This window comes from Proteus sp. G2675 (genome assembly GCF_963886535.1).
GTDB lineage: Bacteria > Pseudomonadota > Gammaproteobacteria > Enterobacterales > Enterobacteriaceae > Proteus > Proteus mirabilis.
Genome location: NZ_CAWPCB010000050.1, coordinates 63038 through 77075, shown reverse-complemented (window position 1 = coordinate 77075; position 14038 = coordinate 63038). Strand labels below are relative to the sequence as shown.

The following is a 14038-nucleotide window of genomic DNA, read 5'->3' as shown; positions in this document are numbered from 1 at the left end:
GCAAAAGGAACTCAATTTTGGAGCATGTGTCGACAACAACGCTCATTATCATACTTATCGGTATGATCTTTGCCTCAGCCTATTTTTCAGGCACTGAAACTAGCATGATGACTATCAATCGTTATCGGCTACGCCACGCGGCCAAGCAAGGTAATCGCTCAGCCAAAAGAGTAGAAAAACTATTACAGCGTCCCGATAGATTGATTAGCTTAGTATTAATTGGTAATAACCTGATTAATATTGTCGCCTCCGCTCTCGCCACTATTGTAGGAATGCGTTTATATGGTGATGCAGGAGTAGCTATTGCAACAGGTGTATTAACCTTTGTCATTCTTATTTTTGCTGAGGTACTACCAAAATCTATCGCAGCGCTTTATCCAGAACGTTTCGCTTATCCAAGTAGCGTTCTTTTGTCACCTTTACAGAAAATCATGTTGCCCGTTGTGTGGTTTTTTAACCAAATTACCTTAGTGTTTATGCGCATTTTCGGTATTAAATCCCCCGTAATACAGGGTAATGCGGTATCAAAAGAAGAACTACGCACCATTGTGAATGAATCAAAATCGAAACTGTCACAGCGTAACCAAAATATGCTAATTTCTATTTTGGATTTAGAAAAAGTGACCATTGGCGATATTATGGTACCAAGAAATGAAATTTTTGGTATTGATGTCAATGATGAGTGGAAATCCATTGTCAGACAGTTAACTCACTCCCCCCATGGGCGTATTGTCCTTTATCGTGATACCCTCGATGACGTCATTGGTATGCTACGAGTACGCGAAGCTTACCGTCTTATGACAGAGAAGAAAGAATTTACTAAACAAATTTTGATTAAAGCGGCTGATAAAATCTATTTTATCCCAGAAAGTACACCACTTAGCTTACAACTAGTTAATTTTCAACGTAATAATGAAAAAGCCGGTATTGTCGTCGATGAATATGGTGAAATTCAAGGATTAGTCACTGTTGAAGATATCCTAGAAGAGATTGTCGGTGATTTTACTACCTCAATGTCTCCTTCTTTAGCAGAAGAAGTGATCCCACAAAAGGATGGTTCACTATTAGTGGATGGCACAACCAATATCCGAGATATCAATAAAGCCTTTGCTTGCCATTTACCAGAAAATGAAGCTCGAACAATTAATGGGGTTATTATTGAAGAGTTGGGTGATTTACCCGTAGTAGGTGCCAAAATAACGATTGATGGTTATGAATTTGAAGTGTTGGAAGTGCAAGACAATGTGATTAAGAAAGCCTTGATCCGCCATCTTACGCCCTCTCGTCACTAGCGATTATTAATAGCGGTTCAATGCAATTGGCGTTGACCGTTATGATAAATCACCCATCAAATTAAAAGAGACAACAAATCAAGATCAAATAGCTTGAGTTATTGTCTCTTTATCTATAAAGCAACTGTAACTAGATTTGTAACTCTTTGAGTTTGTCTTCTGGTAGTGCTAATTCATCATTATGATTAATGCCAATAGTGTGAGATAAAATGTCTCGTGCAATATCTTGAGCTTCAGCTAACGAGTGCATTTCATAAGTCCCACATTGGTAGACATTAAGCTCAGGAATATGGTTTTGATCTTTAACCTTCAATACATCTTCCATAGCTGCCTTCCATGCATTAGCAACACGTTGCTCATCAGGCTGACCAATTAAGCTCATATAAAAGCCTGTACGACATCCCATTGGCGAAATATCGATGATCTCAACACCTTCACCATTTAAGTGATTACGCATGAAACCTGCAAATAAGTGCTCTAACGTATGAATTCCTTTCTCAGGCATGGCTTTTTTATTTGGGACAGTAAAGCGTAAGTCAAAAACGGTAATAGTATCACCAGAGGGTGTTTTCATCGTTTTAGCAACGCGTACCGCAGGTGCAGACATACGTGTATGGTCAACAGTAAAGCTATCCAATAACGGCATAAAAAACCTCCTAAGAAAATTTTTAAATATTTTTAAGAGAACATGAAACTTTCTGCGAGCGCCTCGGTCTTAGTAATGAATACGCGCAAAATGTTATCATCCCTATTTCTCTATAGAATTTATTCAGCCACACAAATTTTAGTGTGGCTTTTTTCTATCTGAGTTTTAAGAAGCCACACCATCATTATTTGGCCCAGCATGGAGCTTCAAATATTCATCGAAAGAAATGGTATCACTCTTTTCTAAGTCTGCCTGACGTTTAATAGATGAAATTCTCTCATGTTCAAAAGCATCATCTGTTAACACTTCATAAGCGGTATTGATTAATTGTTGATGATATTCTTCAGCTAAAGATAGACCATAACCGCCAATACCCTGTGCTTTAATTTTTTCTAATAATCTGCCAGAGAAGGTTAATTGCGGATTATCAAACATTTCCTCTAACTTAAGGCAAACTTCTAGATATTTAGTTCCAGAACAGCTATCTAATACCTTAGCTACGCGCTGTAAGTCAGCAAAAAGCGCTTTCCCCACTTGTGCTAATGGCTCTTTTCTTTCACCACAACCCATGCCAATAACTTGACCTGGCTTACGCCCTTCTAGAATAACGTTATTCCAATTTGCACGACAGCAGGCCAATTCTTCTGCATTCATTTCTGGTGCATCCGCTAATACACACCAAATCAAGAATAAATCTAAGAAACGGATTTGTGTTTCATCAACGCCGATAGGCGTAAATGGATTGATATCTAATGAGCGAACCTCGATATATTCGATACCACCACGTAATAATGCATCAGAAGGTGATTCATCCCCTTTGACTACGCGTTTAGGACGAATAGGCGCATATAATTCATTTTCAATTTGTAATACGTTAGTATTTAATTGAATATACTTACCGTCTTTCTTTACACCTAATTTAGCAAATTCTTCTGACGGTTTATGAATGGCCTTTTTCAAACCTTTCACATAAGTCTCTAGATGATTAAAAGTAATATCTAAATCACTCTGTGACTTATTGGTATAGCCTAAATCACTTAAGCGCAACGAAGTTGCATAAGGTAAGTATTTTGCGCCTTTAGGGGTATTTTCAAAGGGTAAATTGGTTTTTCGACCTTTTAAGAATGAACCACAAATAGCTGGCGAAGCACCAAAGAAAAAAGGAATTATCCAACCAAAACGGTAGTAATTACGGATCAAACGTAAATAACCGTCTGAAATCGCCTCTTTACCTGTTTCTTCATCGGTGATATTTGCCCACGCTTGCCAAAATTCGATAGGTAACGAAAAATTGTAATGCACACCAGAAATAGTTTGCATTAACGCACCATAACGATTTTTCAGCCCTTCACGATATAACGTCTTAAAACGCCCAACATTAGAGGTACCAAATTGCGCTAATGTTATTTTATCTTCGGCTTCAATAAAGCAAGGCATACTCATCGGCCACATACGCTCATTGGTTAAATGACGTGCCGTATAGCGATGCAAATCACTTAAAAAATGTAAGGTGTGATCAATATTATCGTCAACAGGAGTAATAAACTCTAACAGAGACTCAGCAAAATCTGTCGTGATCCACTTGTGAGTGAGTGACTTACCTAGCTCGACAGGGTGTCCTGTAGCCGCTAAATGACCATCAGGAGTAACTCTTAAGGTTTCTCGCTCTATACCACGGTGGATACCACATAAAACTTTAGGATGGGCTTCCAACCAAGAAAGCGCTTTAGATACGTCCGGGATCAAAGGTGACCTCCCGCGTTGGTTAATGTTAATAAGTAGATAACAGTTACTTTATCGCAAAGTCACCAAATTGTCGCTGATTAGATGATATCGGCGTTATTAGTTGATGCGAAACAAATCGATAAGATATAAACAATGCAGGAAAGAGAAAAAGCAAAAAGCCCCGCGATAAGCGAGGCTTTAAAGATGGTGCATCCTGGAGGATTCGAACCTCCGACCGCTCGGTTCGTAGCCGAGTACTCTATCCAGCTGAGCTAAGGATGCAGTCGTACTAATTTAACTAAGATAAGCTAACTTTATAAAAAGATGGTGCATCCTGGAGGATTCGAACCTCCGACCGCTCGGTTCGTAGCCGAGTACTCTATCCAGCTGAGCTAAGGATGCGTCGTTATCTTTTTGCCTCTCACATTACATTGTGCAATGTCGAGAAATAAGTGGTGCATCCTGGAGGATTCGAACCTCCGACCGCTCGGTTCGTAGCCGAGTACTCTATCCAGCTGAGCTAAGGATGCACGTTGTTTAATTTTACTCTTTTAATGCAAATTATTCACTATTTGCACCAAAATAAAAACCCCATACATTTAATCATGGGGTTGGAATATGGTGCATCCTGGAGGATTCGAACCTCCGACCGCTCGGTTCGTAGCCGAGTACTCTATCCAGCTGAGCTAAGGATGCAAATCTAAATGGCGGTGAGAGAGGGATTCGAACCCTCGATGCAGCTTTTGACCGCATACTCCCTTAGCAGGGGAGCGCCTTCAGCCTCTCGGCCATCTCACCATATTTAGAACCACTCGAAGAAGTTCTTTGTGAACATCTCGTCTCTGTGTGGCGCACATATTACTTTCTCAGCCTGAGAAGTCAAACAATTTTTCTCAACTTTTTACGAATATAGGTTCGTTTGAACACTTCACAAACAAACTGATGCGTTTATCAGCAAGAAAGGCTAAAAAAGAACTGAATACCATGATATCGCTGATGAAAAATCATTCAAGCATTTTATCTCATCGACGAATAATTTTATTCCCCCTACTAATAATTATGAATCGAATGATAAGCAGTAAAAAGACTTTCAATTCTGTCAATCAGAATAAGCGGATAGTGTAATAATAAATACAGTTCAAAAGAGCGAGGTGAAGAACGAGAAAGAAAATGGAAAGTTCTATAGAAAAGAAAAGCGCCCAGACCCGGCAAAAGTGTGGACGCTTACGAAGAAAGGGTAACTAGCTAAAAATAAGAGATTGCTTAGTAGTTATCTGTGGGCTGAGTTTTCTCGGCCTGAATTCGTTGATAGATCTCTTCACGATGGACAGATACTTCTTTGGGGGCATTTACGCCAATACGTACCTGATTACCTTTAACCCCTAAAACGGTTACGGTTACATCATCGCCTATCATAAGCGTTTCACCAACTCGACGAGTTAGAATAAGCATTCTTTGCTCCTTGAAAATTTACAAGAGTCGGGTCTCTAGAATTTCCCGGCCATTATCCATCATACATTGTCAATTCGTATAATCATTATTTATCACATATAGCCCATACTTCATAACAAAATATAAATTTTGTGATTGATTATTTAACGGATTGTCAATATTACATAAAGCGTTACCCCTAAAAACTAGGGATAACGCTTTTTCAGGTAGCTATCGCTTAAAGATGCGATTCTACCCACTCGTCAACACTCGCTAAAGCAGCGGGTAACGCTTCAACATCTGTACCACCAGCTTGTGCCATATCAGGGCGACCACCACCTTTACCACCGATTTGCTGAGCGACAAAACTAATTAGCTCACCTGCTTTTATTTTAGCAGTCAAATCCTTAGTCACACCGACAATTAAGCTCACTTTACCATCAGAAATAGTAGAAAGTACAATTATTGCTGAACCTAATTGATTTTTTAAATCATCAACCATTGTTCTTAACATTTTTGGTTCAACATTATTCAGTTCACGAACTAAAAGTTTGATACCTTTCACATTCTTAGCTTGGCTTCCTAACGAGGAGCTTTCTTGAGCTGCTTGCTGATCTTTCAGTTGTTGAAGTTCTTTTTCTAATGAACGGTATTTTTCTTGAACCGTTTTAATTTTCTCAACTAAATTACTACCATCACTTTTAAGTGCATGTGCCACAAGAGAAATCAGATCCGATTGCTCATGAACACTTTCAATCGCTGTAGCCCCCGTAATCGCTTCAATTCGGCGAATACCGGCCGCAGTCCCTGATTCACTCATAATGCGGAATAGACCAATATCACCCGTTCTGGCTGCGTGAGTACCACCACAAAGTTCAGTTGAGAAATCCCCCATGGTTAAAACACGAACACGTTCTTCATATTTCTCACCAAAGAGTGCCATCGCACCTTTTTGCTTCGCATCTTCAAGATCCATTAACTCGGTGACAACCGGCGAGTTAAGGCGGATTTGCGCGTTAACAATGTCTTCAATTTCACGTAACTGTTCTGGTTTTACTGCTTCAAAGTGAGAGAAGTCAAAACGCAGATATTTATCGTTAACTAAAGAGCCTTTCTGGGTAACATGAGTGCCTAATACTTGGCGTAATGCCGCATGCAATAAATGCGTTGCTGAGTGATTTAAGCGAATAGCATCACGACGAGCCACATCAATAACTGCATTGATCTTATGATTAACAATAAAAGATCCAGAAATGACTTTACCAATATGACCAATAGCCTTGCCATATTTTTGCGTGTCGGTAACTTCAAACTGGCTATCTTTGCCAATCAGAAGACCTTTATCACCTACTTGGCCACCAGACTCAGCATAAAAAGCCGTTTTATCTAAGAAGATAATCCCTTCTTCACCTGCTTTAAGCTCAGTGACTGTTTGACCATTATGGAAAATCGCATTAATAGTACCTTGTTGCTCATTATGGTCATAACCTGAGAAATCACTGCGACTATCGACTTTAATCAGTTCGTTATAGTCAGTACCAAAACCGCTAGATTCACGAGCACGTTTACGTTGCTCTTCCATTGCCAGTTCAAAGCCTTCTTCATCAACTTTGATATTTCTTTCACGGCAAACATCCGCAGTTAAATCTAATGGGAAACCATATGTATCATAAAGACGGAAAGCCGTTTCACCCGCTAAAGTATCACCGGTTAATTTTTCTAGCTCTTCATCTAATAATTGTAAACCGCGCTCTAAAGTACGTGCAAACTGCTCTTCTTCCGTTTTAAGTACTTTTTCAACGATTTCTTGTTGATTCTTAAGTTCTTTACCGGCTTCAGCCATTACATCAATAAGCGGTGCAACGAGTTTATAGAAGAAAGTATCTTTCGCACCTAACATATAACCATGGCGTACAGCACGACGGATAATACGACGTAGCACATAGCCTCGACCTTCATTAGAAGGAATGACACCATCACAAACAAGGAAAGAACAAGAACGGATATGGTCGGCAATCACACGTAATGATTTATTTGCTAAGTCTGTCGCATTAGTCACTTCAGCAACGGATTTAATGAGTGCGCGGAATAAATCAATATCATAGTTAGAGTTAACATGCTGTAGTACAGCAGTAATACGCTCTAATCCCATTCCCGTATCAACAGAAGGCTTCGGCAATGGATCCATCGTACCATCTGATTTACGGTTGAACTGCATAAAGACGATATTCCAGATCTCAATATAGCGATCACCGTCTTCTTCAGGTGTCCCTGGCGGTCCCCCCCAAATATGATCACCATGATCGTAAAATATCTCAGTACATGGACCACAAGGCCCCGTATCTCCCATTTGCCAGAAGTTATCTGAAGCAAATGGTGCGCCTTTATTATCACCAATACGAATAATGCGCTCAGCTGGAACACCGACTTCTTTATTCCAGATATCATAAGCTTCATCATCAGTGGCATAAACGGTTACCCAAAGTCTCTCTTTAGGTAAGTTAAACCACTCTTTGCCAGTTAATAATTCCCAGGCAAAGTTAATTGCATCATGTTTGAAATAGTCACCAAAACTAAAGTTACCTAACATTTCAAAAAATGTATGGTGACGTGCTGTATAACCCACATTTTCTAAATCATTATGTTTACCACCCGCGCGCACACAACGTTGCGCGGTTGTCGCTCGGGAATAAGGTCGGTTGTCCAATCCAAGAAATACATCTTTAAATTGGTTCATCCCTGCGTTTGTAAACAGCAATGTTGGATCATTATTTGGAACCAAAGAACTGCTTGGTACTATTTGATGTCCTTTAGTATGAAAAAAGTCGAGAAACGCCTGACGGATCTCAGCGGTGCTTTTGCTCATAATTATCCCGAAATCAAGCTGGAAAAACAGAAATTAGAAATCTAGTTAGAGGAGGTTTAGTTTTACCTCTACTTAGCCAACGAATACATAAGTAGGGATAAGATAGAATTTCTTCGCTCAGAAGTAAAACCCCCGATAAACTTATTCGAGTTGACATTGTAAATCGTCTAGTAGTTTTCTGAAAGTAGCAACATACTTCAAGATAGGTCGTTTTAACCAAATCGAGGCGAATTTTGTAAGATATGAGAAGGTAATGACGATAATTTCATAATAAAACTATTAAATAATTTTTTCGTCATTTTTAGTTTATTATCAATAGCATTTTGCTCATTTGCTCGCAACAGCTATCCTAAATCTGTATTATCAAAAAAAGCCAATATTCCCATTACATATTTAATTTTTCTGAATAAAATCCCGCCAGAATCATTTAACTAAATATATTTACTGATAAATTTAAAATAATAAAGTAGCAAAAATCCATTTCTCTCGTAGTCAAAGAGATTGATTATCTATATAGATAAATGCTAACAATTTATTTTAATGCTATTTTTTCAAACATGTAAAAGAAATATGATGTTATAAATAACCAATAGAATACATCACCAAATCTTCACTATATAAACACTTACATAGTGTAAAACCACCCAAAGATAAAAATATTGTTATTGCTGATAAAATAGTAATAAATTGCAAAAAAAAAGAAAAACAGTGAAAAATAAACTAATTTTTCACTACCACTGAGTGGTTAATTTTTACATAAAACAAAAAGGAAGCTTTTTTAAGGCTTCCTTTGATATCTGAATAAAATTTATACAAACAAGTTATTCAATGAGATGCTGTCGTGATGATAGCCAATGATTTAAGGTCTATTTTCACACAAACAGCATGACAACCAGCTAATTACTCTTTTGTGTCGTCAGCATCACTGTCTGACTCTTCACCTGCAAAATCCGCAGCACTTGTGAATTCACCAGCATGATTTAACAACATTTCACGCAATTTAGTGTTTAACTCATTGTACATTTCAGGATGTTCTTTTAAGTAATTGGTTGCGTTAGCTTTACCTTGACCAATTTTTTCGCCATTGTAGCTATACCAAGCACCTGCTTTCTCTACTAACTTATGTTTAACACCTAAATCAATCAGTTCGCCATAGGTATTAATACCTTCACCGTACATAATTTGGAATTCAGCTTGTTTAAACGGTGCAGCCACTTTATTTTTAACAACTTTAACGCGAGTCTCACTACCAATGACTTCATCACCATTTTTGACAGAGCCAATGCGACGAATGTCTAAACGAACAGAAGCATAGAATTTAAGCGCATTACCACCGGTCGTGGTTTCTGGGTTACCAAACATAACACCGATTTTCATACGAATTTGGTTAATGAAAATCAGTAGTGTGTTAGAGTTTTTAAGGTTACCCGCTAGTTTACGCATAGCTTGGCTCATCATACGTGCGGCTAAACCAACGTGTGAATCACCAATTTCACCTTCAATTTCAGCTTTTGGTGTTAATGCTGCCACGGAGTCCACGACAATAACATCGACCGCACCAGAGCGAGATAATGCATCACAAATTTCCAGTGCTTGTTCACCTGTGTCAGGTTGAGAGCAGAGTAGATTATCGATATCGACACCTAGCTTTTGAGCATAAATTGGGTCTAATGCATGTTCAGCATCAATAAATGCACAAATTTTTCCTTCACGCTGAGCAGAGGCAATAACTTGTAGAGTCAAGGTTGTTTTACCAGAAGATTCAGGGCCATAGATTTCAACAATACGGCCACGTGGCAATCCACCTGCACCTAAAGCAACGTCTAATGATAAAGATCCTGTAGAGATAGTTTCTACGTTCATGGAACGGTCTTCGCCCAGACGCATGATAGAACCTTTACCAAATTGCTTTTCAATTTGACCAAGTGCTGCGGCCAATGCTTTTTGTTTGTTTTCATCAATAGCCATGTTATCTCCCTCTGGGCAGTGAAGCATAAAGATGGGTCACTACCATTAAAACGTATATGATTTTGCTTGTTGAAACTCATTATACTGTATAATCATACAGTATCAAGTTAATTATTAATAATTTCTTTAAGAATTGATTTTAAAGAGAAAATCACAGATTGGGCTCTCACCTCCTCTCGTGATCCACTAAAAATACAGTGTTTAGCAACCACTCGAAGCCCCTCTGGGGTTTTTATTGCAAAGCCAAACCAAACTAAACCAACGGGCTTCTCTTCACTACCGCCGCCGGGACCTGCAATACCACTAACCGATACAGCATAGTCTGCATTTGCTGTTAGCAATGCCCCTTTTGCCATCTCACAGACAACTTGTTCACTCACGGCACCAAAATCAGACAATGTTTGCTCATCTACACCAATCATGTCATGTTTAGCTTGATTACTGTAAGTCACAAAACCTCGATGATAATAATCTGAGCTACCTGCTATATCAGTAATGACTTTTGCAATCCATCCTCCAGTACATGATTCTGCAGTAGTTAACGTTTTTTTTCGTTTTAGCAGTGCCTGACCGACTTCAATGCTCAGATGGGTCATTTCATCATTATTTATCATGAAGGTTGTTTCACCTCGACTCTCAATTAACGTTATTCAGCTCTCTTTCTTGTGCAATCCCACAACCATAATCCACCAATTGCTAGCGCAAAGATAGCACCAAAGCCAATACCAATTGTAATAACGGAAATACCCATACTGGTGACTAGCGAGAACAAACCTAGCATCAGTAACATTGCGGTATTCTCACCTAAATTTTGTACAGCAATGGCATTCCCCGCTCCCACACTATGCTTTCCTTTATCTTGTAGCAAAGCATTTAATGGTACAACAAAGAAGCCACCAAAAATGCCAATAACAACTAAGATAAAATAGGCTGGAATAATGGTGGTTTGTAATGAGAAGTAAACAACACCTAAGCCAATTAAAACCCCGGCAGGCATACAACGACGGACCGTTTTTAATGTGACAAACTTAGCGGCTAAACCAGCGCCAATCACGATACCAATCGCCACCATCGCATTTAATATTGTTGGTGTTGTATTATCAGTCATTCCCAAAGCTATTGGCACCCATTGCACTAATAGAAAACGCAATGTGACGCCGGCCCCCCAAAACATACTTGTTCCTACCAGAGAAAAACGGCTCTCTTTATCTCGCCATAAAGAGCCACAAGCAGCTAAGAATTGATTGAATATTTTTTTAATATTCCAGCCTCGACCTATTTGAGCAGGTGATAACTTGGGAATGCTAAAGTTAACCAATACAGCCAAAGCATACATTGTCGCACAGACAGCTAATGCTAAGATAATGCTCCAATCGGAAAGAAGCCCACCAATCACAGAGCCTAATAAAATTGCCGCAATAGTTGATGCTTCCATTAAGCCATTTGCTTTGACTAAACGCTCGCCATCGGTTAACTCACCTAAAATACCATATTTAGCAGGCGAATAAATGGCGGCGCCGATCCCCACTAAGGCGTAACCTAAGAATGGATCGGTTCCAATACAAATAAGAAAAGCACCGGCAAATTTTAACGCATTACCAGTAAGCATCACCCTACCTTTAGGCTGGCGATCGGCAACTTGTCCAACAAAAGGAGCTAAGAGAATATAAGCCAGCACAAACACCATTTGTAAAATAGGCTGGCTCCATTCTGGATAAAGTGCTGATTTAAATTGAGCGAGTATGGCAAATAACAAAGCATTATCCGCAAATGCAGAAAGAAACTGTGATAATAATACTGCTTTCATGCCCTTACTCAGTAATGGGGGCTGACTTATATTCTCTGACATTAATTATTTTCCTGTTCAGCGAGTTGCTTTAACGAGACAAAATCCGTTTTGCCACTTCCTAAAACAGGAATTTCTTTGAGAAAACGAATATCTTTTGGTACCGCAATTTCTGCCACACCAGTGGATTTAGCTAATGCCGATAACATACTGCGATCAAGTTGCTTATCGGTGGTAAAAAGCACTAATGACTCACCTCGACGTGGATCATTTACCGCCACCACAGCATGGTTGCCTTCCGAGGCTTTAGCCGCTAATTGCTCTACACTTTCAAGAGAAACCATTTCTCCTGCTATTTTTGCAAAACGTTTTACACGCCCTTTAATAGTGCAAAAACCTTCGCTATCAATAGCAACGATATCTCCCGTATCATACCAACCCGCTTCTTCGATGCCTTCGGCATTTATTGCTGTAGGCTGTTCTAATTTATAAGGGGACTCAACGCGCAAATAGCCAAGCATGATATTAGGACCACGCAGTTGTAATCTTCCACCATCCGTAATACCACTTATAGGAATTAAACGCCCTTCCATGCCTGGTAATAAACGCCCCACGGTATATGGCTTAGCACTCATTGGTACATTAATGGAGACAACAGGAGCACATTCAGTGACCCCATAACCTTCTAAAATACGAATACCAAATTTATCCTGCCATAATACTCGTGTCGATTCGGACAGTTTTTCCGCCCCTGCAACCACATATCTTAGTCGAGCAAAATCATAAGGATGAGCAAATTTGCCATAATTGCCTAAGAAAGTTGAAGTACCAAATAATACTGTACAATTTTGGTCATACACTAATTCAGGTACTACACGATAATGTAGTGGGCTTGGGTAGAGGAATACTCGTGCCCCTAAGCAGATAGGTGCTAATACACTTACCGTTAAACCGAAAGCATGGAATAACGGTAATGCAGCCATAAATTTATCTCTGGGTGAAAAGTCAGCAATAGCGCGAATTTGCTCTACATTCGCCAATAAACTGGAGTGGCTATGAACGACACCTTTCGGTGTGCCTTCAGATCCAGAAGTAAATAAGATAACTGCTGCGTCCGTCGATTTTTGCGCTAACATCGCTTTATGAGGAGTGAGTAAGTGCTGTGCAATCCAGCGTTTATCTTCTCTAGTAATGCTATCTTTGAGATCTTCAAGATAAACCCAGTTTGCATCCGGAGTCTGTTCTGGAATATGTAATAAATTTCCTTTCTCTAAAAATTGGCGTGAAGTAAAAATCGTTTTAATGGATGCCGCTTTCATGGCATTTTGTACACCTAAGCTACCCGCAGTATAGTTAAGCATCGCCACAACCCGTTGGCGCATCGTTGCCCCAAATAAAGCCGCAACCGTAACGGTAGTATTAGGAAGTAAAAGGCCAATTCGTTCATTAGGCTCGGTATAGCGTTCAATAATACGACTAACACCTAACATTTTTTTCAATAGGCCCTGATAACTATCCTCTTTCATATTAATATCTGAAATAAGAGGACTGAAACGACCAAACTGAGACATTCCTTGTAAAAATGCCTCATAGAGCGTGATATTAGGACGTGCTTGCATAATAGCATCCATCATAATATCACGGAGCTTTTCTCCCGATAAGCGACGGCGCTCTGCTGATTTTTCCGCTGTAGGCATAGGTAAATCAACCGCAGGTAGCACTTTTATTGTGATTTTAGGAAAGAGCTTTGCTTTTATATTTAACGTTTTACGCACTCGAGAAAAGTAGCTAAATTCAGCACCTTCTATTCTAACAGGGATAACTTTTGCCCCTGATTTAGCAGCAATAAACGCAGCACCTTCATAAATCTTCATCAAACCAATAGTTACCGTAATTCTCCCTTCAGGGAAAATAACAACAGGACGGCCTTTATCGACTTCTTTAACTAATTGGCGAACCGCCATTGGATTAGCGGGATCTAAAGGAACAATATCCGCATAACGATTGAGCCATTTGGTATGTTTGGCATTAGCCACTGAGGTGTAAACAGCAAAGACAGGGTTAATCGGTAAAAATAAACGCAATAATATACCATCAATAAACGATGTATGATTTGGCGTAATAATGCATTTTTCATATTGTGAAAACTGATTAATTAGTCCTTCAATTCTTACTCGAAATAAGAATTTAAATAGTGTTTTAAAAAACGCTATCAACATCATATCCATATCTCATTTTGCTATAATTAGCCTTACTATAAATAGGATATGATGAAAATAAAATAGTTGTCTTTTGTTTTCGTCTTTATATAGGACAACTTCCTA

General features: G+C 39.2%; 9 protein-coding genes and 5 tRNA genes. 1 reads left to right on the top strand and 13 read right to left on the bottom strand.

Translation table 11 applies throughout. The features are described 5' to 3' along the window. The first annotated feature begins 17 nt into the window (after window positions 1-17). Window positions 18-1292, top strand: a complete 1275-nt coding sequence (locus tag AACQ49_RS16275) for an HlyC/CorC family transporter (protein ID WP_004247404.1) — start codon at window positions 18-20, stop codon at window positions 1290-1292. 130 nt (window positions 1293-1422) lie between these two features. Here AACQ49_RS16275 and luxS read toward each other — a convergent pair whose 3' ends face one another. From luxS to aas, 13 genes are all read right to left on the bottom strand, one after another. Beyond that, the gene (gene luxS, locus AACQ49_RS16270) at window positions 1423-1938 is read right to left on the bottom strand and encodes an S-ribosylhomocysteine lyase (protein ID WP_004244776.1); all 516 of its coding nucleotides are present in this window, start codon (window positions 1936-1938) and stop codon (window positions 1423-1425) included. A 165-nt stretch (window positions 1939-2103) separates the two neighbouring features. Continuing rightward, window positions 2104-3684 carry a glutamate--cysteine ligase gene (gshA, locus tag AACQ49_RS16265; protein WP_004252262.1) on the bottom strand — a complete coding sequence of 527 codons (1581 nt, stop codon included), beginning with the start codon at window positions 3682-3684 and terminating at the stop codon, window positions 2104-2106. A gap of 184 nt (window positions 3685-3868) precedes the next feature. Next, a tRNA-Arg gene (locus AACQ49_RS16260) sits at window positions 3869-3945 on the bottom strand. A gap of 43 nt (window positions 3946-3988) precedes the next feature. Then, window positions 3989-4065: transfer RNA gene (locus AACQ49_RS16255), tRNA-Arg, on the bottom strand. A gap of 51 nt (window positions 4066-4116) precedes the next feature. After that, window positions 4117-4193 (bottom strand) — tRNA-Arg (locus tag AACQ49_RS16250). An 89-nt stretch (window positions 4194-4282) separates the two neighbouring features. After that, window positions 4283-4359, bottom strand: a tRNA-Arg gene (locus tag AACQ49_RS16245). A gap of 9 nt (window positions 4360-4368) precedes the next feature. Next, window positions 4369-4461 (bottom strand) — tRNA-Ser (locus AACQ49_RS16240). 465 nt (window positions 4462-4926) lie between these two features. Next, complete coding sequence (gene csrA, locus AACQ49_RS16235; protein ID WP_004244778.1) at window positions 4927-5115, bottom strand: carbon storage regulator CsrA; 189 nt, start codon at window positions 5113-5115, stop codon at window positions 4927-4929. Window positions 5116-5332: 217 nt separating this feature from the next. Next, window positions 5333-7960, bottom strand: coding sequence for an alanine--tRNA ligase (alaS, locus tag AACQ49_RS16230; protein WP_004244779.1), 2628 nt, complete (start codon window positions 7958-7960; stop codon window positions 5333-5335). Between the two features lie 900 nt (window positions 7961-8860). Further along, window positions 8861-9928 carry a recombinase RecA gene (recA, locus tag AACQ49_RS16225; RefSeq protein WP_004247401.1) on the bottom strand — a complete coding sequence of 356 codons (1068 nt, stop codon included), beginning with the start codon at window positions 9926-9928 and terminating at the stop codon, window positions 8861-8863. A gap of 107 nt (window positions 9929-10035) precedes the next feature. After that, complete coding sequence (gene pncC, locus AACQ49_RS16220; protein WP_012367572.1) at window positions 10036-10542, bottom strand: nicotinamide-nucleotide amidase; 507 nt, start codon at window positions 10540-10542, stop codon at window positions 10036-10038. A gap of 32 nt (window positions 10543-10574) precedes the next feature. Next, window positions 10575-11777: a lysophospholipid transporter LplT gene (lplT, locus tag AACQ49_RS16215; RefSeq protein ID WP_004252263.1), complete on the bottom strand. Its 1203-nt coding sequence runs from the start codon at window positions 11775-11777 to the stop codon at window positions 10575-10577. After that, a complete protein-coding gene (aas, locus tag AACQ49_RS16210; protein WP_080978924.1) occupies window positions 11777-13936 on the bottom strand; it encodes a bifunctional acyl-ACP--phospholipid O-acyltransferase/long-chain-fatty-acid--ACP ligase in 2160 nt (719 codons plus the stop codon). Before aas ends, lplT begins: the two co-directional genes overlap by 1 nt. Window positions 13937-14038 lie beyond the last annotated feature (102 nt).